Below are 20069 nucleotides of genomic sequence, written 5' to 3' on the forward strand. Positions count from 1 at the left end.
GAGATGAGTGAGCGGAGTGGGACGGCGATGCCCACGCCTCCCGACGACATCGTCGAGGCCGCACGGCTCGCGCCGGACCACTGGATCAGCATGATCGACCCCGGCTGGGACGGCGAGGGCGTGCCGCCCGACCGGGTCGTGGTCGGCCGCTGGCGCACGGGGGCGACCGGCGAGATCGAGGAGTGGGAGGACAACGAGGCGTACCGCCCCTCCCCGGAATCGCTCGGCTGGCCCGAGCCCACCGACGACGTCGACAAGGCCCTCCAGCTCGCCGTCACCGGTTACGGACCGGCCGAGGACGTCCTGCGCGCACTGGCCACCGCCGAGGTGGCGGTGCTGACCCTGCCGGACGGATCCCCGGTGACCGCCGCGGTGGAGGACGGCGGGCTCGTGGTCCCGGTCTTCACCGCCCCGTCCCACCTCGCCGGCGTCGGCGGCTTCGCCTTCGAACGCGTCACCGTCCCGGCCCTCCTGGACCGCCTGCCCCCCGGCCACGCGCTCTACGTCAATCCGGCCGGTCCCGCGGGCAGCGTGCTGGAGCCCGGTCGGCTCGCGGGGACGGTCACGGGCGGAACACGACCGGACGGGGCCGAGCCCAGTGCCCATGACACCACCGGGTGACGGCCCGCGGGGCTCGGCGACCTCCACGGAGGAGCGTGTTCGTGCAGCGCACCGGTCCGTACCGCCCGTACGTCCACGTCCGTGCACTGACGACACCGGAGGGGACGAACGCGCCGCGCCGTTGCCTCAGCACTCGATGATGTTCACCGCGAGCCCGCCGCGGGCGGTCTCCTTGTACTTGACGGACATGTCCGCGCCGGTGTCCTTCATCGTCTTGATGACCTTGTCCAGGGACACCTTGTGCGAGCCGTCGCCGCGCATGGCCATCCGCGCCGCCGTGACCGCCTTCACCGCGGCCATGCCGTTGCGCTCGATGCACGGGATCTGGACCAGTCCGCCGACCGGGTCGCAGGTCAGGCCCAGGTTGTGCTCCATGCCGATCTCGGCGGCGTTCTCCACCTGCTCCGGCGAGCCGCCCAGCACCTCCGCGAGGGCGCCCGCCGCCATCGAGCAGGCGGAGCCGACCTCGCCCTGACAGCCGACCTCGGCGCCGGAGATCGAGGCGTTCTCCTTGAAGAGCATGCCGATCGCGCCGGCGGCCAGCAGGAAGCGGACCACGCCCTCCTCGTCGGCGCCGGGGACGAAGTTCATGTAGTAGTGCAGGACGGCCGGGATGATCCCCGCCGCGCCGTTCGTCGGCGCCGTGACGACCCGGCCGCCGGCCGCGTTCTCCTCGTTCACGGCCATCGCGTAGAGGGTGATCCACTCCATGGCCAGGGCCTGCGGGTCGCCCTCGGAACGCAGCTTGCGCGCGGTGTTCGCGGCGCGGCGGCGCACCTTCAGGCCGCCCGGCAGGATGCCCTCGCGGGACATGCCGCGGTCGACGCACGCCCGCATCACCCGCCAGATCTCCAGCAGGCCCTCGCGGATCTCCTCCTCGCTCCGCCAGGCGCGCTCGTTCTCCAGCATCAGGGCGGAGATGGACAGGCCCGTCTCCTTGGTCAGGCGCAGCAGCTCGTCACCCGTGCGGAAGGGGTACTTCAGGACCGTGTCGTCCAGCTTGATGCGGTCCGCGCCCACCGCGTCCTCGTCGACGACGAAACCGCCGCCCACCGAGTAGTACGTCTTCGTCAGCAGCTCCGCGCCGGAGGCGTCGTACGCCCACAGCGTCATGCCGTTGGCGTGGTAGGGGAGCGCCTTGCGGCGGTGCAGCACCATGTCGTCGTCGAAGGAGAAGGCGATCTCGTGCTCGCCGAGCAGGCGGATCCGCCCGCCCTCCTTGATCTTCTCCACCCGCTCGTCGGCCGACTCCACGTCCACCGTCCGGGGCGAGTCGCCCTCCAGGCCCAGCAGGACCGCCTTGGGCGTGCCGTGGCCGTGGCCGGTGGCGCCGAGGGAGCCGTACAGTTCGGCCCGGACCGAGGCGACGGAGCCCAGCAGGTCCTCGTTGTGCAGCCGCCGGGCGAACATGCGGGCCGCCCGCATCGGGCCGACCGTGTGCGAGCTGGACGGGCCGATGCCGATCGAGAACAGGTCGAAGACCGAGATGGCCACGGGGACTCCTAGGGGTTCGGCGGACGGCGCTGTCCGCCGGAGGGGTGGTTCGGAAACAGGGGGGACCGTCGGTGCGGTTCATGGTGCGGGGCACCGCGCCCACCGACCCAGTGTGCGCGATGCCCCGGATGTCCGTACGAATGGAAGCGTACGGAATTACGACAGACCGGGGTACAGCGGGTGCTTCTCGGCGAGTGCCGTCACCCGGGCCCGGAGTGCCTCCACGTCGTAGGACGGCTTCAGCGCCTCGGCGATCACGTCCGCGACCTCCGCGAAGTCCTCGGCCGTGAAACCGCGGGTGGCCAGGGCGGGCGTGCCGATGCGCAGGCCCGAGGTGACCATCGGCGGACGCGGGTCGTTCGGGATCGCGTTGCGGTTGACGGTGATGCCGACCTCGTGCAGCCGGTCCTCGGCCTGCTGGCCGTCCAGCTCGGAGTCGCGCAGGTCGACCAGGACCAGGTGCACGTCCGTGCCGCCGGACAGCACGTCCACGCCCACGGCCCTGACGTCGTCCTCGACCAGGCGCTCGGCCAGGATGCGGGCGCCCTCCAGGGTGCGGCGCTGCCGCTCCTTGAAGTCCTCGGAGGCGCAGACCTTGAAGGCGACCGCCTTGGCGGCGATCACGTGCTCCAGCGGACCGCCCTGCTGGCCGGGGAAGACCGCGGAGTTGATCTTCTTGGCCAGTTCGGCCGTGGAGAGGATCACACCGCCGCGCGGGCCGCCCAGCGTCTTGTGCGTGGTCGTCGTCACCACGTGGGCGTGCGGGATCGGGTTCGGGTGCAGGCCCGCGGCCACCAGGCCGGCGAAGTGCGCCATGTCGACCATGAGGTACGCGCCGACCTCGTCCGCGATCCGGCGGAACGCGGCGAAGTCCAGCTGGCGCGGGTACGCCGACCAGCCGGCGACGATCAGCTTCGGCCTGCTCTCCTTGGCGAGGCGCTCGACCTCGGCCATGTCGACCCGGCCGTCGTCACCGACGTGGTACGCGACCACGTCGTAGAGCTTGCCGGAGAAGTTGATCTTCATGCCGTGGGTCAGGTGCCCGCCGTGCGCGAGGTTCAGGCCCATGATCGTGTCACCGGGCTTGAGCAGCGCGAACATCGCGGCGGCGTTGGCCTGCGCGCCCGAGTGCGGCTGCACGTTGGCGTGCTCGGCGCCGAAGAGCTCCTTGACCCGGTCGATGGCGATCTGCTCGATCACGTCGACGTGCTCGCAGCCGCCGTAGTAGCGGCGGCCGGGGTAGCCCTCGGCGTACTTGTTGGTGAGGACCGAGCCCTGGGCCTCCATGACCGCGACCGGGGCGAAGTTCTCCGAGGCGATCATCTCGAGGGTGGACTGCTGGCGCCGCAGCTCGGCGTCGACCGCGGCGGCGACGGCCGGGTCGAGCTCGTGCAGGGGCGTGTTCAGAAGCGACATGCGGCTACGGCTCCTCAGCCCGCGATGTGGGCGTCGTACTCGGCGGCGGTGAGCAGGTCGTCCGGCTCGTCGGTGACGCGCACCTTGAACAGCCAGCCGCCCTCGAGGGGGGCGGAGTTCACCAGCGACGGGTCGTTGACGACGTCCTCGTTCACCTCGGTGATCTCACCGCTGACCGGGGAGTACAGGTCGCTGACCGACTTGGTGGACTCCAGTTCGCCGCAGGTCTCGCCCGCGGTCACGGTGTCACCGACCTCGGGGAGCTGGACGAAGACCACGTCGCCGAGCGCGTTGGCCGCGTGCTCCGTGATGCCGACCGTCGACACGCCGTCCTCGGCGGCCGACAGCCACTCGTGCTCCTTGCTGTAACGCAGCTGCTGGGGGTTGCTCATGGCCTGAATTCTCCTGTACGCGGGGGACTGGTGATGACTGAAGGACTGCGGGAAACACGGGTGAGCAGGCACGACGGGCCCGGCTCACCCGCCGCGGACCGCCCGGGGGCGGTCCACGGCGGTGTCACTTCTGCCGCTTGTAGAACGGCAGTGCCACGACCTCGTACGGCTCGTGGCTGCCGCGGATGTCCACGCCGACGCCCTCGGTGCCCGGCGCCGCGTGCGCCGCGTCGACGTACGCCATCGCGATCGGCTTGCCCAGCGTCGGGGAGGGCGCGCCCGAGGTGACCTCGCCGATCACCTCGCCGCCGGCGACGACCGGGTACCCGGCGCGCGGGACCCGGCGGCCCTCGGCGACCAGGCCGACCAGGACGCGCGGCGGGTTCTGCTCGGCGCGTGCGGCGGCCTCGGCCAGGGCGGCGCGGCCCACGAAGTCGCCCTCCTTCTCGAACTTCACCACCCGGCCCAGACCGGCGTCGAAGGGCGTCAGGGAGGTGGTCAGCTCGTGCCCGTACAGCGGCATGCCCGCCTCCAGGCGCAGCGTGTCCCGGCAGGACAGCCCGCACGGGACCAGGCCCGCGTCCTTGCCCGCCTCGGTCAGCGCCTGCCACAGCCCGACCGCGTGCTCGGGCTTCACGAACAGCTCGAAGCCGTCCTCGCCGGTGTAGCCGGTGCGGGCGATGAGCGCGGGGACGCCGGCGACGGTGCCGGGCAGGCCGGCGTAGTACTTCAGGCCGTCCAGGTCGGCGTCGGTGAGGGACTTCAGGATCGCGGGGGACTCGGGGCCCTGCACGGCCAGCAGCGCGTACGCGTCGCGGTCGTCGCGGACCTCGGCGTCGAAGCCGGCCGAGCGCTCGACGAGCGCGTCGAGCACGGTCCGGGCGTTGGAGGCGTTGGCGACCACCATGTACTCGGTCTCGCCGAGCCGGTAGACGATCAGGTCGTCCAGGATGCCGCCGTCCTCGCGGCAGATCATGGTGTAGCGGGCGCGGCCGGGCTTGACGCCCCCGATGTTGCCGACCAGGGCGTGGTCGAGGAGCGCGGCCGCCTGCGGGCCGGTGACGCCGATCTCGCCCATGTGCGAGAGGTCGAAGAGACCGGCCCTGGTGCGCACGGCGTTGTGCTCGTCGCGCTCGGAGCCGTAGCGCAGGGGCATGTCCCAGCCGGCGAAGTCGGTCATCGTCGCGCCGAGCGAACGATGCAGCGCATCGAGCGCGGTCCGGCGGAGTTCGGTACTGCTCATCGGTCGGTCTCCCAGGGCGAGGGACCCGCGCGGGCCGAGCCGGGCGCGGGGAGGGCGAGGACGTTCCTCCCCATCTGTCATCGGAACCTGAGAGGTTCGCCATGACCGTCCGCACAGGGGAGGGACCACGGCTTGCACCTTGGGTGGGGCCGCTGACGTACTGCCGCAGCGGCCCGCTTTTCAGATGTGCCTCGCCCGCGCGGTATCGGGGCCTGAGAGATTCAAGGGAGGGACTTGCTCCTTCGGCGCCCCGGCGGCAAACGGTGCCGGGGACTCTCCCGCGCGGATTCAAACGGCCGGTATGCAGTTGGCGCGCCCATCATTGCACGCATCGCCGGGGCGCGGCAGGGGGACCCTTCACCGGGTGTGCACAGGGTGCGCGGGCGGTGACGGTGGGCTGTGACAGGGCTGTTTCGGAAAACGGACGGAAACGAGAGGCTTCGGTATTACCTTCTCTTTACACTCAACGGGGATGGGACTCCGTACCTGGCCCCAGGGGAGGACGATCACGGTGAACAGGACCACGGCGTGTGCCACCGCCACGGGTGTCGCGCTGCCCGACCAGCCGGCCGCTCTGGCTCGGGAGGCCCGCGGCGCGCTGCCGGCTCCGGTCGTCCGGGACCTGCGCGGGCGGGCCGGCGGCAGCCCGCACGCCCTGCTGTTCGGGGCCCACGACCTCGTCGTGGTCACCGGACTGCCCGGCAGCGGCAAGTCCACACTGATGCGGCGCGCGGTGCGCGGCACCCGCGTCGACTCCCAGGACACCCGTGACCGCTGGGACCGCCGCATGCCGCGCCTCCTGCCGTACGCGCTCTACCGCCCGCTGGTCCGCCTCGCCCACTACGCCGGGCTGCGCAGGACCCTGCGCGCGGGAGGCGGAGTGGTCGTGCACGACTGCGGCACGCAGGAGTGGGTGCGCCGCTGGCTGGCCCGCGAGGCCCGGCGCCGGGGCGCCCGCCTGCACCTGCTGCTCCTGGACGTCGCCCCGCAGCAGGCCCTGGACGGTCAGCGCGAGCGGGGCCGGGGCGTCTCCCGGTACGCGTTCCTGCGGCACCGCGCGGCGAGCGACCGGCTGCTGCGGGCGGTGGAGCGGGGCGAGCCGCCCGCCGGCTGCGCCTCGGCGGTCCTGATCGACCGGGACGCGGCGAACGCGCTGCGCCGCATCGGCTTCGCCGGCTGATCGGCCGTGCCGCGGCAGCGGTTAGCCTGTGAGCCACAGCAGTGGTTCCAGGCAGGCGGTAGGCAGATGGACTTCCCGGCGCAGACACAACCCCACCCGCACGGCGGATGGCCAGGAAACGAGCTGGAGGAGGTGCTCTCCGCCTCCCTCGGAGTCCCCTCGGCGGGAGGCCGGATCGTCGAGGTGCTGGGCCGCAGCTTCGTCTGGGTCCCCCTGCCGAACGGCGGCGGCCCGCACAGCGGCCCGCTCGACCTGCCCACGATGGAGCTCGACGGTCAGGCGTACGTCCCGGTGTTCAGCTCCGAGGAGCAGTTCCGCCAGGTCGTCGGCTCCCACATGTCGTACACCGTCGCACCGGCCGTGGAGTTCGCGCGCGGCCTGCCGCCGCAGGCGGGGATCGCGGTGAACCCCGGCGGCGTGGTCGGCATCCCGCTGCCGCCGCCCGCCGTGGCGGAGCTGTGCCGGGCCGGGCGCACCCCGCTGGACGGTCCGGCGGCCGGCGGCCGGGTCCGGCTGTTCGAGCCCGACTGGCAGGACGACCCGGTGGACTTCCTCGCCGCCGCCTCGGCGGAGTTCGAGACCACGGGAGTGGTGGCCACCGCCCGCCGGTGCCTCGCCGCGATCGAGACGGCCGACCCGGTGCTGTTCGTCGGCGTGGAGCTGTCCCGGTGGGACGAGGGGGACCTGCGGACCCTGCCGATGGACGCGCTCGGCCGCGCGCTGGGCCGGACGGCGGTGAAGTGGCCGGTCAACCTGGTCCTGCTGGACGTGGCGCAGGACCCGGTGGGCGACTGGATGCGCGAGCGGGTCCGCCCCTTCTACCAGCGCGCCGTGTGATCCCGCGCCCCGCCCGCAACCGCCCCCGCCCGCTTCGGCGGCCCGGCTGAGCGGTACCGGCGTCCGCCGGCCCGGCCGGCCCGCGTGCCGTACGGACAGCGGTCGCCGGGCCGCGGGCGGCTTAAGCTAGGTTCATTGGCTGGCGAGGTGTTGTACGGAGGGGCGATACAAGTGAGCGCTGGCACCGCGGCGGCCGGGCAGGTCGAGCACATGCTGCGCCAGGTGACGCCCGGGCGTTACGACGCCTACGAGGCGTTGCTGCGCGCGCTCGCCACCCCCTCCACCGGTCAGGTCTGGATGCTGCTGTGGCACGGCCAGGCCGGCTCCCCGGACGCCCAGTACGGGAACATGGAGGTGGACGGCCTCGGCTACGCGCCCTGCGTCACCTCCGCCCAGGAGCTGTCGGCCAGCGGCTGGAGCCGGTCCTACGAGGTCGTCGACGGCCTCGACGTGGCCCGCGCGCTCTATCCCGACCACTACGGACTCTGGCTCAACCCGCACGCCCCGGGCGGCGGAGTGGGCATCCCCTGGCTGGACCTGCGCCGCATCGCCACCGGCCTGGACCGCCAGCCCGCCGGGCCGCTCAGGCTGTCCGAGCCCGGCATCGAGATCCCGCAGTTCTACGCCCTGCTCGCGCAGAACGCCCACCGCACCCCGGCCGTCCGCGCGCTGCGCCGCGCCTGGGTGCAGCCCGCGTTGGGCGCGCCCTACCTCGCCATCGGCCTCGACGTGTACGACACCTCGCCGCCGGCCGTCGACGCGGTGCGCGCCATGATGCAGCAGTCCCTCGGGGCCGTCCCGGACGGGCTGCCCGTGTCGACCGTCGCGATGTCCGACGAGCACGACCCGGTCGCGATGTGGCTGCGCGCCAACTCCCGGCCGTTCTACGACCGCGAGGCGCACGGCGCCGTTCCGCCCCCCACCTCGGGCTACGGCCACCCGCCCGCGCACCGGCGCTGACCGGGCCGCGTCCGCCGCAGCCCGGTGCGGCCGGCCCGGCCGTGCCCGCCCGCGCCCGTCCGTGCCTGTCCGTGTTGACTCAGCGTCACCGTGTCCACGAAGTGGACACGGGCGCGGCGCGGTCCGCCCGTCCCGCCGCCCGGCGCTGATTTCGCGTCAGATTTTCGGCCATGCGCGCTCAGCTACTTCTCGCTGACCGCCTGTCACCTGCGGTTTCACCCGCCCTTCACGCCTTCTGGCGTCCCTTGAACGGCACTTGGGGAGGCGCCTTGTGTGTCGGGCGGGTTAACTCCTGTCGGCGGAACGCCTGAACCGCCCCTTATGTCAACTGTTCAGATCTCAGGTAGGTATCACCGCTATCCGGACTGTTCCTGACCACCTGTGAACGTCTGTAGTGTTCGGCCGGTCAAAGTGCATCCACATAGCGGACCCGGAGTGGCCCCAATATGCGCATAATCAAGTCCCGAGCCGCTCGGGCGATCACGGCCGCGGTGGCGGTCGGTCTGATCGCCACGGGCTGCTCCAGCGAGCGGGACAACAAGAGCAAGGACGGCGGCGACAAGGACACCTTCGTCTTCGCCGGTGCAGGTGACCCGGGTTCCCTGGACCCTGCCCTCGCGAGCGACGGTGAAACCTTCCGCGTGACGCGACAGGCGTTCGAGGCCCTCCTCGAGCACGAGTCCGGCGGGACCAAGCTGGTCGGCGGCCTCGCCGAGACCTGGTCCAGCAACGACAAGGGCACCGTCTGGACCTTCAACCTCCGCAAGGGCGTGAAGTTCCACGACGGCGAGGCGTTCAACGCCGCGGCCGTCTGCGCCAACTACGACCACTGGTTCAACTGGACGGGCACCTACCAGTCCAGCGCGGTCTCCTACTACTGGCAGACCATCATGGGCGGCTTCAAGAAGAACGAGGACAAGGAGACGCCGGAGGCGAACTACAAGTCCTGCACCGCGAAGGACGAGCACACCGCCGTCATCGAGGTCAAGAAGCCCTCCGCCAACCTCCCCGGCGGCTTCTCGCTCCAGGCCCTGGCGATCCACTCGCCGAAGGCCATCGAGGAGTACAAGAAGCAGGACGCGTCCGCCAAGGGCGACGCCATCACGTACCCCAAGTACAGCCAGGAGGCCGGCACGGTCGCCGGCACCGGCCCGTACAAGATCGTCAAGTGGAACAAGGGCAACAAGGAAGTCTCCCTCGAGCGCTTCGACGACTACTGGGGCGAGAAGGCGAAGATCAAGAACCTGGTCTTCCGCACCATCGACACCGAGGAGGGCCGCCGCCAGGCGCTCCAGGCCGGTGACATCGACGGCTACGACCTCGTCGCCCCGGCCGACGTCAAGACCCTCGAGGACCAGGGCTACGTCGTCCCGACCCGTGGCGTCTTCAACCTCTTCTACGTGGGCATGAGCCAGGGCGCCAACAAGGCCCTCAAGAAGAAGGAAGTCCGCCAGGCCATCGCGCAGGCGATCGACAAGGAGAACCTGGTCAAGACCCAGCTGCCCGAGGGCGGCAAGGTCGCCGACCAGTTCATGCCGGACACGATCGCGGGCTACTCCAAGAACGTCACGAAGTACCCGTACGACACCGCCAAGGCCAAGAGCCTCCTCAAGAAGGCCGGCGAGCAGAAGCTCAAGGTCGAGTTCTGCTACCCGACCGAGGTCACCCGCCCGTACATGCCTGCCCCGCAGGACCTGTTCGAGCTGATGAAGTCCGACCTGGAGAAGGCCGGCATCACCGTCACGCCGAAGGCCATGAAGTGGGCCCCGGACTACCTGGACGCCACCGAGGCGGGCTCCTGCGACCTGCACATGCTCGGCTGGACCGGTGACTTCAACGACGGCTACAACTTCATCGGCACCTGGTTCGCCGAGTACGACAAGCAGTGGGGCTTCAAGGACAAGAAGGTCTTCGACGCCGTGAAGGCCGGCTCGAAGATGGGCAAGGCCGAGGAGCGCGTCGCGGCCTACCAGAAGGCCAACGAGGTCATCATGGACTACCTGCCGGGCGTCCCGATCTCCTCCTCCCCGCCGGCCATCGCGTTCGCCAAGAACGTCAACCCGCCGAACGTCTCCCCGCTGACGCAGGAAGTCTTCGCCGAGGCCTCCTTCAAGTAAGCGCGTAGTCGGCAGAAGAACAAGCAAGAACGGGGGGTCCGCCCGGCCGTCGCAACTCGGCGGCCGGGCGGGTCCATTCATGTAAGACATCACGCAAGAAAGGGGCATGCGGGGTGCTGCGTCTCGTCGTACGAAGACTGCTCCAGCTCATACCCACGCTGCTCGGCCTGTCGGTTCTGCTCTTCCTGTGGCTCGACCGGCTGCCCGGAGGGCCCGCCTCAGCGATCCTGGGGGAGAAGGCCACCGAGGCCGAAGTGGCGCGCATCAACCGTGCGCTCGGGCTGGACCAGCCCGTCTACGTCCAGTACTGGCGCTTCCTCAAGCGCATCGTCGAGCTCGACCTGGGCACGTCCACCCAGACCGGGCAGCCGGTGTGGGACGAGTTCGTCCTGCGCTTCCCCGCGACCGTGGAGCTGTCCCTCCTCGCGATCCTCATCGCCGTGGCCGTCGGCGTCCCGCTCGGTTACTTCGCCGCCCGCAACCGCGGCGGCTGGCTCGACGTCACCGCCGTCTCCGGCTCGCTCGTCGGCATCTGCATCCCGGTCTTCTTCCTCGCCCTGATCCTCAAGGGCGTCTTCGCCGTCGAACTCGGGATCTTCCCCAGCTACGGACGCCAGGACACCGGCATCGACGCCACCAGCGTGACCGGATTCGCCGTCCTGGACGGCATCCTCACCGGGGAGTTCGACGCCTCCTGGGACGCGATCATGCACCTGATCCTGCCCTCCATCGCCCTGGCCTCCATCCCGCTCGCGGTCATCGTGCGCATGACCCGCGCCAGCGTCCTCGAGGTGCAGGACGAGGACTACGTCCGCACCGCCGAGGCCAAGGGCCTCAAGCGGGGCGTCGTCCGCAACCGGCACGTGATGCGCAACGCGCTGCTCCCCGTGGTGACCGCGGTCGGCCTGCTCACGGGCTCCCTGCTGTCCGGCGCGGTCCTGACCGAGTCGGTGTTCTCCTTCGGCGGCATCGGCTCCTTCATCCGGACCGCGATCGACGCCCGCGACTACCCCGTGCTCGTCGGGTTCATCATGTTCATCGCGCTGGTGTACGTCCTGATCAACCTGCTGGTGGACCTGGCGTACAGCCTCATCGACCCGAGAGTGCGGGTGCACTGACATGAGTGTCGCCACCAAGACCGACAAGATCCAGCGCCTCGCGGAACTGACCGCGACCAAGGAGACCAGCACCGGCGCCAGCCTGTGGCGGGAGGCCTTCCGCCGCCTGAGGCGCAGCAAGATGGCGATCATCGGTGCGATCATCATCGCCCTGTTCGTCGTCCTCGCGGTCGTCGGGCCCTACCTCGCCCCGTACTCCCCGACCGTCCAGACCTGGCGGAACGAGGTCTTCCCCAACCGGGGCGAGTTCGTCGGCCCGCGCGGCGAGAACTGGTTCGGGCTCGACCACCTCGGCCGGGACATGTTCTCCCGCATGCTGGTCGGCGCCCGCCAGACGCTGCTCGTCGGTGTCGTCGCCACGCTGATCGGCCTGATCATCGGCTTCCTGATCGGCGGCCTCTCCGGCGCCTTCGCCACCCTGGGCGGCGACACCGGAAAGCGCGTCGACTCCGTCATCATGCGGTTCATCGACATGATGCTGGCGCTGCCCTCGCTGCTGCTGGCCGTGTCCATCGCCGCCGTCATGGGACAGTCGCTGACCACGGTGATGATCGCCGTGGGTGTCGTCCAGATCCCGGTGTTCGCACGGCTGTTGCGCGGCTCCATGCTGGCGCAGGGCGGGGCGGACTACGTGCTCGCGGCCAAGTCCCTGGGCGTGCGCAAGCGGCGCATCGTGATCTCGCAGATCGTCCCCAACTCGCTCAGCCCGGTGATCGTGCAGGCCACGCTCTCCCTGGCCACCGCGATCATCGAGGCGGCCGCCCTGTCCTACCTGGGCCTGGGCAACCCCGACCCGGCCATCCCCGAGTGGGGCGTCATGCTCACCCAGGCGCAGCGCTTCTTCGACAACGCGCCGTTGATGGCGGTCTACCCCGCCGTCGGCATCATCATCACCGCCCTCGGCTTCACCCTCCTCGGCGAGGCCATGCGGGAAGCCCTCGACCCGAAGCTGAGGGGCTGAACCACCATGTCTCTGCTCACTGTCGACGAACTGACCGTCACCTTCGGCGGCCGCGGCCGCAAGGAGTCCCGGGCGGTCGACGGCGTCTCCTTCGAGGTCGACCAGGGCCAGGTCGTGGGCCTGGTCGGCGAGTCCGGCTGCGGGAAGTCCGTCACCTCCCTGGCCCTGATGGGCCTGCTCCCGGACAAGGGCGTCACGATCGGCGGCCGTGCCGAATTCGACGGCACGGACCTGTTCACCATGAACCCGTCCGCCCGCCGCGACCTGCGCGGCAGCAAGATGGCGATGATCTTCCAGGACCCGCTGTCCTCGCTCAACCCGGTCGTGCCGGTCGGCGTGCAGGTCACCGAGATCCTCGAGCGCCACCGCGGGATGAAGGGCGAGGCCGCCCGCAAGGAGGCCGCCCACCTGCTGGACCGGGTCGGCATCCCCGACCCGACCCGGCGGCTCAAGGAGTACCCGCACCAGCTCTCCGGCGGCATGCGCCAGCGCGCGCTGATCGCCATGGCGGTGGCCTGTGCCCCGCGCATGCTCATCGCCGACGAGCCCACCACGGCCCTCGACGTGACGATCCAGGCGCAGATCCTGGAACTGCTCAAGGAACTCGTGGACCAGGAGGGCACCGCCCTGCTGATGATCACCCACGACCTCGGCGTGGTCGCCGGCCTGTGCGACCAGGTCAACGTGCTCTACGCGGGCAAGGTCGTGGAGTCCGCCGGACGCCGCGAGCTGTTCGCCCACCCCACCCACCCCTACGCGCACGGACTGCTGGGTTCCATCCCGCGTCTGGACGCCCCCCGGGGCGAGCCCCTCAACCCGATCCGCGGCTCCATCAACGACCGCATCGCCTGGGCCGACGGCTGCGCCTTCGCGCCCCGCTGCGACCGGTACGAGATGGGCTGCCTGACCGGCACCCCGCAGCTCACCGAGGAGCGCACGGCCGGTCACCAGGTGCGGTGCGTCAACCCCGTACTCGACGACGCGAAGGCCGAGGAGGTCCCCGCATGAGCCTGCTCGAACTGGACGGCGTCAAGGTCCACTTCCCCATCAAGAAGGGCGTCCTGTTCGACCGCACGGTCGGCCACGTCTACGCCGTGGACGGGGTGTCCCTGAAGGTCGAGGCCGGTGAGACCTACGGCCTGGTCGGCGAGTCCGGCTGCGGCAAGACCACCCTGGGGCGGTCGGTGCTGCGGCTGGTGGACATCACCGAGGGCTCGGTCGTCCTCGACGGCACCGACCTGGCGAAGCTGCCGGGCGAGGAGATGCGCCGCTTCCGGCGCCGGCTCCAGATGGTCTTCCAGGACCCGCTGGGCTCGCTCAACCCCCGGCAGAACATCGAGTCGATCCTGTCCGAGGGCATGGTCGCCCACGGCATCGGCAAGGACCAGGAGGAGCGCCGGGAGAAGATCAAGGCGATCCTGGACAAGGTCGGCCTGCCCTCCAACGCGCTCTCCCGCTACCCGCACGAGTTCTCCGGCGGCCAGCGCCAGCGCATCGGCATCGCCCGCGCCCTCGTCCTGGAACCGGACGTGATCATCTGCGACGAGCCGGTCTCCGCGCTCGACGTGTCGGTCCAGGCCCAGGTCATCAACCTGCTGGAGGAGCTCCAGGAGGAACTCGGCCTGACGTACGTCGTGATCGCCCACGACCTCGCGGTGGTCCGGCACATCTCCGACACGATCGGCGTGATGTACCTGGGCTCGCTGGTCGAGGAGGCGCCGAGCGACGCGCTGTACGCCGAGCCGAAGCACCCGTACACCAAGGCGCTGATGTCGGCCGTGCCGGTGCCGGACCCGGAGGTGGAGGACCGCCGCGAGCGCATCCTGCTCACCGGCGACCTGCCCTCCCCGGCGAACCCGCCCGCCGGCTGCCGCTTCCACACCCGCTGCCCCTGGGCCCAGGCCGAGCGGTGCTCCACCGAGCGGCCGCAGCTGCGGGACATCGGCGGCGGCCACCGGGTGGCCTGCCACTACGCCGAGGAGATCGCGGCCGGGACGCTGCGGCGGACCACGGGCGAGGTCGTGGCGGCGACGCGCGAGGGAGTGGACGACAACCCGGTGTCCGAGGAGACCGGGACGGCGACGGTACCGGAGCAGCCCGGACCGCCGGAGCAGGAGAACACGCCGGAGCCGGAGAACAAGACGGAGCCGGCGGAGGACGCTGAGAAGGCCGGCGAGGTCGAGAAGGCCGAGGACGCCGACGAGGCTGAGAAGGCCGGCGAGGTCGAGAAGGCCGAGGACGCCGAGGACGCCGAGGACGCCGAGAAGGCCGACGAGGCCGAGAAGGCCGGCGAGCCCGACAAGGCTGACAAGGCCGACAAGACCGGGAAGGCCGAGAAGGCCGAGGAGACCGAGGAGACCGAGAAGGCCGTGTAACAGGCCGCCGGACCTCCGCCGAAGCCCGGGACGCCGTCCGACGGGTCCCGGGCAGCAAGCTCACCCCACCCCTCGCCTTGCTTTGCAAGGCGAGGGGTTCTTGCTGCGCAAGAATGTAAGGGTGCTCCAGCAACTGTTCAGTCCGTCCGTCCTGCACCTGCTCGACCTGATCGGCATCTTCGTCTTCGCGATCTCCGGCGCCCTGCTGGCCGTCCGCAAGAACTTCGACGTCTTCGGCATCGCCGTCCTCGCGGAGGTCACCGCCCTGGGCGGCGGGCTCTTCCGTGACCTGGTCATTGGCGCCGTACCGCCCGCCGCCTTCACGGACCTGGGGTACTTCCTCACCCCGCTGCTCGCGACGGCCCTGGTCTTCTGCTTCCACCCGCACGTGGAGCGCATTCAGACCGCCGTCAACGTCTTCGACGCGGCCGGCCTCGGCCTGTTCTGCGTCGTCGGCACGACCAAGGCGTACGACTACGGGCTCGGCCTGACCGCCTCCGCCTGTCTGGGCCTGGCCACCGCGGTGGGCGGCGGCGTGCTGCGCGACGTGCTCGCCAACGAGGTGCCCTCGCTGCTGCGCTGGGACCGCGACCTGTACGCGGTCCCGGCCACGGTCGGCGCCGCCATGGTCGCGCTGTGCCTGCGCTACGACGCGCTGAACGCGATGACCAGCAGCCTCGCCGCGATCACGGCCTTCGTGCTGCGGCTGCTCGCGATGCGCTACCACTGGCGGGCGCCTCGCGCCTGGCACCGGCGTTCGGCGGTCCGCGAGGAGTAGCGCCCCCGGGTCATCACGCGGATTTCACTCGAGCGCCCAGTCAAAAGCTACCGCTTAGTAATTACTTCTTGTACTGTTCAGCCATGCCAGAAGCAGCCTCCGCCCCGGCCACCCGGGCCACGATCGGTGCCAGTGAGTTCGACCGCGACACCGCGGTGACGCCGCGCGCCCCCGGCGTCTACGACATCGACCTCTCCGCCGGCTGGACGATCATCAACGCCGTCAACGGCGGCTATCTGCTGGCCGTCCTGGGCCGCGCGCTCGCGGACGCCCTGCCGCACCCCGACCCGTTCACCATCTCCGCGCACTACCTGACCGCCTCCCAGCCCGGCCCCGCGGTCGTCCGCACCGAGACCGTGCGCACCGGACGGACCCTGTCGACCGGTCAGGCGTCCCTGTTCCAGCGGGACGAGCACGGCCGGGAGGTCGAGCGCATCCGCGTCCTCGCCTCCTACGGCGACCTGGACTCCCTCCCCGACGACGTCCGCACCACGGCCGAGCCGCCCGCGATCCCGCCGATGGAGCAGTGCTTCGGCCCCGAGGACGGGCCCGCCCCGGTCGAGGGCAGCTCCGCCATCGCCGACCGGCTGATGCTCAAGCTCGACCCGTCGACCCTGGGCTGGGCGCTCGGGCAGCCCTCCGGCAAGGGGGAGATGCGGGCCTGGTTCGGGCTCGCCGACGGCCGCGACCACGACCCCCTCTCGCTGCTCCTCGCGGTGGACGCGCTGCCGCCGACCGCCTTCGAGCTCGGGCTCTCCGGCTGGGTTCCCACCGTGGAGCTGACGGTGCACGTGCGCTGCCGCCCGGCGCCGGGCCCGCTGCGCGTGTCGATCACCACCCGCAACCTGGCCGGCGGCTTCCTGGAGGAGGACGCCGAGGTCTGGGACAGCGCCGACCGGCTGGTGGCCCAGTCCCGCCAGCTCGCGCGCGTGCGCCTGGGCTGAACCGCACGACGTCGGCCGGCCCTTCCGGCGAGTTCGCGCCACGGCCGCCCCGCTCACGGGGCGGCCGTCGTCATGTGGGGGTACGGCTGTTTCCGGCCGGTTCGTCGAGCCAGTGCCGGCGGCCGATGCTGATCAGCCGCAGCTGACGGGTCGCCAGCCGCGTCACGCGCTCCCGCTCCCCGGGGGCCGCCTCCGCCTCCGACGCCTCCAGGAGGAGCGAGGCCGTGACGAGCATCTGGTCGACGTAGAGCTGGGCCAGCATCAGCCGGTCGCCCTCGCTCCAGCCCGCGGAGACCGGGTCCTCGGCCAGCGCCTCCCCGACCTCCCCCGCGAACCGGGCGAGTTGCCCGCGTATCGCCTCCCGGACCGGCCGGACCCCGCCGTGCCGCTCCCGGGCGATGAAACGGACGTGTGCGGGGTACGCGTCCACGTGACCGGCGATCAGTTCGACGGCGCGCGCGATGCGTTCCTCGCTGTCGCCGGCCGTGGACACCGTCGTCCGGATCGTCGGGTGCAGGCTGCCCAGCGCCTCCTCGACCAGTGCCACACCCAGGTCCGCGATGGAGCGGAAGTGCCGGTAGAAGGCGGTCGGGGCGACCCCCGCGGCACGGGTGACCTCACGCAGGCCCAGGCTGCTCAGACTCTGCCCCTCGAGCAGTTCCAGGGCCGCGTCGAGGAGTGCCCGCCGGGTCTTCTGCTTCTGGGCCTGCCGGATGCCGAGGGTGTGACTCATACCATGCAGTTAACAACTGTTCTCCGGAATTGGAAAGGCATACCGCGCGCTAGACTAGGTAGTCAGTGAACAAGTGTCATCAGAACCGTTCACCGAAACGTGGGGATCCGACTCATGCTGTTCCTCGTCGCCGCCCTCCTGCTGTTCGGCGTGGTCCTGGGCGCCGTGGCCCACGCGCCGCTCTCCTTCTCCGTCGCCGCGGGCGCCGTGATCGCCGTCTGGCTCGGCGTCTTCGCCCTGCGCGAGCGCCACGGCCGCGGACGCGGCACCTCGGCGCGCTGATCCTCCGCAGGGCCGCCCGTCCCCCGACCGTCCCGACCGTGGGAGTAGATCACCATGCAGCTCACCGCACCGGCGAACCGCCGCACCGGTCTCCGGGACGCCGACGGCATGGCCGTCGCGTCGTTCGTCCTGGGCCTGCTGGGCCTGCTCGTCCTCAACGTCCTCCTCGGCCCGATCGCCATCGCGCTGGCGGGCGTGGCGCTGTGGCGGGGCACCGCCCGCCGCGGCCGCGCTCTCCTGGGGCTCGGCCTCGGCGTGGCCGACCTGGTGGTCCTGGCGGTGTTCGTCCAGGCGGACCAGACGGTCTCGTGGAGCTTCTGAGCCGGCCTCGTGTTCCGGCCGGTCGGGCCGGCCGCGCCGACCGCGACCCGGAGCCGATGCGCCGGGGCCCGTAGAATCGGCCCCACCATGGCTTACCTCGACCACGCCGCGACCACCCCGATGCTTCCCGAGGCGGTCGAGGCGCTCACCGCGCACCTGGGCGTCACCGGCAACGCCTCCTCCCTCCACGCGGCCGGCCGCCGGGCCCGCCGCACCGTCGAGGAGGCCCGCGAGACCCTCGCCGAAGCCCTCGGCGCCCGCCCCAGCGAGGTGGTCTTCACCTCCGGCGGCACCGAGGCCGACAACCTCGCCGTGAAGGGCCTGTACTGGTCCCGCCGCGACGCGGACCCGGCCCGCAGCCGGGTCCTGGCCAGCCCCGTCGAGCACCACGCCGTCCTCGACGCCGTCCACTGGCTCGACGAGCACGAGGGCGCCACCGTCGAGTACCTGCCGGTCGACGCGCACGGCCGGGTCCACCCGGACGCCCTGCGCGAGGCCATCGCCCGCAACCCCGACGACGTCGCCCTCGCCACGGTCATGTGGGCCAACAACGAGATCGGGACCGTCCTGCCGGTCCGCGAACTCGCCGAGGTCGCCGCGGAGTTCGGTGTTCCGCTGCACTCCGACGCGGTCCAGGCCTTCGGTCAGGTGCCGGTGGACTTCGCCGCCTCCGGGCTCGCCGCGATGACGCTGTCCGGTCACAAGATCGGCGGCCCGTACGGCATCGGCGCGCTGGTCCTGGGCCGGGAGCACACCCCCGTGCCCGTCCTGCACGGCGGCGGCCAGGAGCGCCATGTGCGCTCCGGCACGCTGGACGTGCCCGCGATCGCCTCCTTCGCCGTCGCCGGGCGGCTGGCCGCCGAGCAGCAGGAGTGGTTCGCCCGCGAGATAGGCGCCCTGCGCGACGGACTGGTCGCCGCGGTCCGCGAGGCCGTCCCGGACGCCGTCCTCGGCGGTGACCCCGCGCCCGGGGGGCGGCTTCCGGCCAACGCCCACTTCACCTTCCCCGGCTGCGAGGGCGACTCCCTGCTCCTGCTGCTCGACGCCCAGGGCATCGAGTGCTCCACCGGATCCGCCTGCACCGCCGGCGTCGCCCAGCCCAGCCACGTCCTGCTGGCCACCGGCACCGACCCCGACCTGGCCCGCGGCACCCTGCGCTTCTCCCTCGGCCACACGTCCACGGAGGCCGACGTGGAGGCCCTCGCCAAGGCCATCGGACCGGCGGTGGAGCGGGCCCGGGCGGCGGGGCTGACCTAGGGGCGAGGGGTCCGGTTTCCTCCGGACACGGCAACGACCCGCCCCCGGGCACGACGACGACCTACGAGACGGGTTCCCTTCGCCGGTATGACCCGGATCAGGTGACTAGGGGTCGCCTTCCGGCCCTGTACTGCGACCTTCCGGCCTCTCAGCCCGACCGTCGACGTCGGCACCAGCGGAAGCCGAAGCCTCTCGCCGGAGTCGGCTACTCCGGTCGAACTCCCTCACTCGTCCCGTAGGCCTGTTTCCAGGATAGGACGCCCGTTTCCGGATGGAAGGGGGTGAAGGGGATTTTTTCGCCCGATTTTCGGGGCGGCGGTCTCAGGCCGTCCCCGTGCGCGCCCGACGCACGAGCTCCATGTACCGGTCCCAGTCCCAGTGCGGGCCCGGGTCGGTGTGGTCCGTGCCCGGCACCTCGACGTGGCCGATGATGTGCTCCCGGTCCACCGGGATGTCGTACCGCGCGCATATGCGCGCGGTGAGCCGCGCCGAGGCCTCGTACATCTCGTCCGTGAAGTCCTGCGGCCGGTCCACGAACCCCTCGTGCTCGATGCCGACGCTGCGCTCGTTGTAGTCGCGGTTGCCCGCGTGGTAGGCCACGTCCAGCTCGCGGATCATCTGCGCGACGCGGCCGTCCTGGCCGACGACGTAGTGCGCGGCCGCCTGGTGCCCCGGGTCCTGGAACGCCCGCACCGCGCTGTCGAAGCTGCCCTGGGTGACATGGACGATCACCATGTCGACGCCGTAGTCGTCCGGCCGGTCCGCGCGGCGCCAGTTGGCGTCCGAGGCCGCCACCCAGCGCGCGCCCGCGAAGTCCACCGCGCCCTGCTCGCGCGGCTTCTCCACTCCCGGCACGCGCCACCACAGGCGCCCCAGCTCGTCGCGCGCCAGCGCCGCCGTGCCCGCCGCGGCCGCCACCCCGCCCACGATCAGGGCCCGCCGCCCGATGCGCCGGTCCCGGTCCCCGCCCTTGGCTGCTCTTCTCGCCCCCATGTGATCGTGAACGGATACCCGGCGGCCCAGGTTCCCGCGCCCCCGTA

General features: G+C 71.5%; 20 protein-coding genes and 2 riboswitches. Of the genes, 14 read left to right on the plus strand and 6 right to left on the minus strand.

Annotation, left to right across the window (positions count from 1 at the left end; all coding sequences use genetic code 11):
• The first annotated feature begins 3 nt into the window (after window positions 1-3).
• Window positions 4-621 (plus strand): type VII secretion system-associated protein, encoded by a 618-nt coding sequence (locus tag GL259_RS26960; protein WP_159535898.1) that lies wholly within the window; start codon window positions 4-6, stop codon window positions 619-621.
• Window positions 622-747: 126 nt separating this feature from the next.
• Here the strand turns inward: GL259_RS26960 and GL259_RS26965 are convergent, their stop codons facing one another.
• The 4 genes from GL259_RS26965 to gcvT all read right to left on the minus strand — a co-directional run bounded on the left by GL259_RS26965 (window position 748) and on the right by gcvT (window position 5166).
• Window positions 748-2115, minus strand: a complete 1368-nt coding sequence (locus GL259_RS26965) for an L-serine ammonia-lyase (protein WP_159535899.1) — start codon at window positions 2113-2115, stop codon at window positions 748-750.
• A 156-nt stretch (window positions 2116-2271) separates the two neighbouring features.
• The gene (gene glyA, locus GL259_RS26970; protein WP_159535900.1) at window positions 2272-3531 is read right to left on the minus strand and encodes a serine hydroxymethyltransferase; all 1260 of its coding nucleotides are present in this window, start codon (window positions 3529-3531) and stop codon (window positions 2272-2274) included.
• A 14-nt stretch (window positions 3532-3545) separates the two neighbouring features.
• Complete coding sequence (gene gcvH, locus GL259_RS26975) at window positions 3546-3923, minus strand: glycine cleavage system protein GcvH (protein WP_159535901.1); 378 nt, start codon at window positions 3921-3923, stop codon at window positions 3546-3548.
• A 124-nt stretch (window positions 3924-4047) separates the two neighbouring features.
• Window positions 4048-5166 carry a glycine cleavage system aminomethyltransferase GcvT gene (gene gcvT / locus GL259_RS26980; RefSeq protein WP_159535902.1) on the minus strand — a complete coding sequence of 373 codons (1119 nt, stop codon included), beginning with the start codon at window positions 5164-5166 and terminating at the stop codon, window positions 4048-4050.
• A 190-nt stretch (window positions 5167-5356) separates the two neighbouring features.
• Window positions 5357-5457: riboswitch (glycine riboswitch) on the minus strand.
• A gap of 220 nt (window positions 5458-5677) precedes the next feature.
• Here gcvT and GL259_RS26985 point away from each other — a divergent pair.
• The 10 genes from GL259_RS26985 to GL259_RS27030 all read left to right on the plus strand — a co-directional run bounded on the left by GL259_RS26985 (window position 5678) and on the right by GL259_RS27030 (window position 16436).
• Window positions 5678-6346, plus strand: a complete 669-nt coding sequence (locus tag GL259_RS26985) for an AAA family ATPase (protein ID WP_159539017.1) — start codon at window positions 5678-5680, stop codon at window positions 6344-6346.
• 66 nt (window positions 6347-6412) lie between these two features.
• On the plus strand, window positions 6413-7183 hold the full coding sequence (locus GL259_RS26990; protein WP_159535903.1) for an enhanced serine sensitivity protein SseB: 771 nt from the start codon (window positions 6413-6415) through the stop codon (window positions 7181-7183).
• Between the two features lie 171 nt (window positions 7184-7354).
• Window positions 7355-8143, plus strand: a complete 789-nt coding sequence (locus GL259_RS26995) for an enhanced serine sensitivity protein SseB C-terminal domain-containing protein (protein ID WP_166461566.1) — start codon at window positions 7355-7357, stop codon at window positions 8141-8143.
• Between the two features lie 446 nt (window positions 8144-8589).
• The gene (locus GL259_RS27000) at window positions 8590-10260 is read left to right on the plus strand and encodes an ABC transporter substrate-binding protein (RefSeq protein ID WP_159535904.1); all 1671 of its coding nucleotides are present in this window, start codon (window positions 8590-8592) and stop codon (window positions 10258-10260) included.
• A gap of 113 nt (window positions 10261-10373) precedes the next feature.
• Entirely contained in the window at window positions 10374-11378 is a 1005-nt protein-coding gene (locus tag GL259_RS27005) for an ABC transporter permease (protein ID WP_159535905.1), read from the plus strand.
• 1 nt (window position 11379) lies between these two features.
• Complete coding sequence (locus tag GL259_RS27010; protein ID WP_159535906.1) at window positions 11380-12339, plus strand: ABC transporter permease; 960 nt, start codon at window positions 11380-11382, stop codon at window positions 12337-12339.
• Window positions 12340-12345: 6 nt separating this feature from the next.
• The gene (locus GL259_RS27015; RefSeq protein ID WP_159535907.1) at window positions 12346-13347 is read left to right on the plus strand and encodes an ABC transporter ATP-binding protein; all 1002 of its coding nucleotides are present in this window, start codon (window positions 12346-12348) and stop codon (window positions 13345-13347) included.
• Window positions 13344-14714: an oligopeptide/dipeptide ABC transporter ATP-binding protein gene (locus GL259_RS27020; RefSeq protein ID WP_159535908.1), complete on the plus strand. Its 1371-nt coding sequence runs from the start codon at window positions 13344-13346 to the stop codon at window positions 14712-14714. The genes GL259_RS27015 and GL259_RS27020 overlap by 4 nt, the downstream gene beginning before the upstream one ends.
• Window positions 14715-14835: 121 nt before the next feature.
• Complete coding sequence (locus GL259_RS27025; protein ID WP_159535909.1) at window positions 14836-15492, plus strand: trimeric intracellular cation channel family protein; 657 nt, start codon at window positions 14836-14838, stop codon at window positions 15490-15492.
• An 83-nt stretch (window positions 15493-15575) separates the two neighbouring features.
• Complete coding sequence (locus GL259_RS27030; RefSeq protein ID WP_159535910.1) at window positions 15576-16436, plus strand: thioesterase family protein; 861 nt, start codon at window positions 15576-15578, stop codon at window positions 16434-16436.
• 70 nt (window positions 16437-16506) lie between these two features.
• Here the strand turns inward: GL259_RS27030 and GL259_RS27035 are convergent, their stop codons facing one another.
• Complete coding sequence (locus GL259_RS27035; RefSeq protein WP_159535911.1) at window positions 16507-17169, minus strand: TetR family transcriptional regulator; 663 nt, start codon at window positions 17167-17169, stop codon at window positions 16507-16509.
• Window positions 17170-17268: 99 nt separating this feature from the next.
• Between GL259_RS27035 and GL259_RS27040 the strand changes: the two genes are divergently transcribed.
• The 3 genes from GL259_RS27040 (at window position 17269) to GL259_RS27050 (ending at window position 19029) form a co-directional block, all read left to right on the plus strand.
• On the plus strand, window positions 17269-17451 hold the full coding sequence (locus GL259_RS27040) for a hypothetical protein (RefSeq protein WP_166461410.1): 183 nt from the start codon (window positions 17269-17271) through the stop codon (window positions 17449-17451).
• Between the two features lie 54 nt (window positions 17452-17505).
• On the plus strand, window positions 17506-17772 hold the full coding sequence (locus GL259_RS27045; protein ID WP_159535912.1) for a DUF4190 domain-containing protein: 267 nt from the start codon (window positions 17506-17508) through the stop codon (window positions 17770-17772).
• Window positions 17773-17859: 87 nt separating this feature from the next.
• A complete protein-coding gene (locus GL259_RS27050) occupies window positions 17860-19029 on the plus strand; it encodes a cysteine desulfurase family protein (protein WP_159535913.1) in 1170 nt (389 codons plus the stop codon).
• A 57-nt stretch (window positions 19030-19086) separates the two neighbouring features.
• Window positions 19087-19265, minus strand: a riboswitch (TPP riboswitch).
• An 85-nt stretch (window positions 19266-19350) separates the two neighbouring features.
• Here GL259_RS27050 and GL259_RS27055 read toward each other — a convergent pair.
• Complete coding sequence (locus GL259_RS27055; RefSeq protein ID WP_159535914.1) at window positions 19351-20022, minus strand: peptidoglycan recognition family protein; 672 nt, start codon at window positions 20020-20022, stop codon at window positions 19351-19353.
• Between the last annotated feature and the right edge of the window lie 47 nt (window positions 20023-20069).

This window comes from Streptomyces sp. Tu 3180, from assembly GCF_009852415.1.
Classification (GTDB): Bacteria; Actinomycetota; Actinomycetes; order Streptomycetales; family Streptomycetaceae; genus Streptomyces.

Excerpts from the sequence above, each read along its gene's own strand:
- gcvT (WP_159535902.1), bottom strand. The coding sequence starts at position 5,166 with ATGAGCAGTACCGAACTCCGCCGGACCGCGCTCGATGCGCTGCATCGT.
- GL259_RS27045 (WP_159535912.1), top strand. The coding sequence starts at position 17,506 with ATGCAGCTCACCGCACCGGCGAACCGCCGCACCGGTCTCCGGGACGCC.
- GL259_RS27055 (WP_159535914.1), bottom strand. The coding sequence starts at position 20,022 with ATGGGGGCGAGAAGAGCAGCCAAGGGCGGGGACCGGGACCGGCGCATC.
- GL259_RS26990 (WP_159535903.1), top strand. The coding sequence starts at position 6,413 with ATGGACTTCCCGGCGCAGACACAACCCCACCCGCACGGCGGATGGCCA.
- GL259_RS26960 (WP_159535898.1), top strand. The coding sequence starts at position 4 with ATGAGTGAGCGGAGTGGGACGGCGATGCCCACGCCTCCCGACGACATC.
- GL259_RS27030 (WP_159535910.1), top strand. The coding sequence starts at position 15,576 with ATGCCAGAAGCAGCCTCCGCCCCGGCCACCCGGGCCACGATCGGTGCC.
- GL259_RS27000 (WP_159535904.1), top strand. The coding sequence starts at position 8,590 with ATGCGCATAATCAAGTCCCGAGCCGCTCGGGCGATCACGGCCGCGGTG.
- GL259_RS27015 (WP_159535907.1), top strand. The coding sequence starts at position 12,346 with ATGTCTCTGCTCACTGTCGACGAACTGACCGTCACCTTCGGCGGCCGC.
- glyA (WP_159535900.1), bottom strand. The coding sequence starts at position 3,531 with ATGTCGCTTCTGAACACGCCCCTGCACGAGCTCGACCCGGCCGTCGCC.
- gcvH (WP_159535901.1), bottom strand. The coding sequence starts at position 3,923 with ATGAGCAACCCCCAGCAGCTGCGTTACAGCAAGGAGCACGAGTGGCTG.
- GL259_RS27020 (WP_159535908.1), top strand. The coding sequence starts at position 13,344 with ATGAGCCTGCTCGAACTGGACGGCGTCAAGGTCCACTTCCCCATCAAG.
- GL259_RS27010 (WP_159535906.1), top strand. The coding sequence starts at position 11,380 with ATGAGTGTCGCCACCAAGACCGACAAGATCCAGCGCCTCGCGGAACTG.
- GL259_RS27035 (WP_159535911.1), bottom strand. The coding sequence starts at position 17,169 with ATGAGTCACACCCTCGGCATCCGGCAGGCCCAGAAGCAGAAGACCCGG.
- GL259_RS27050 (WP_159535913.1), top strand. The coding sequence starts at position 17,860 with ATGGCTTACCTCGACCACGCCGCGACCACCCCGATGCTTCCCGAGGCG.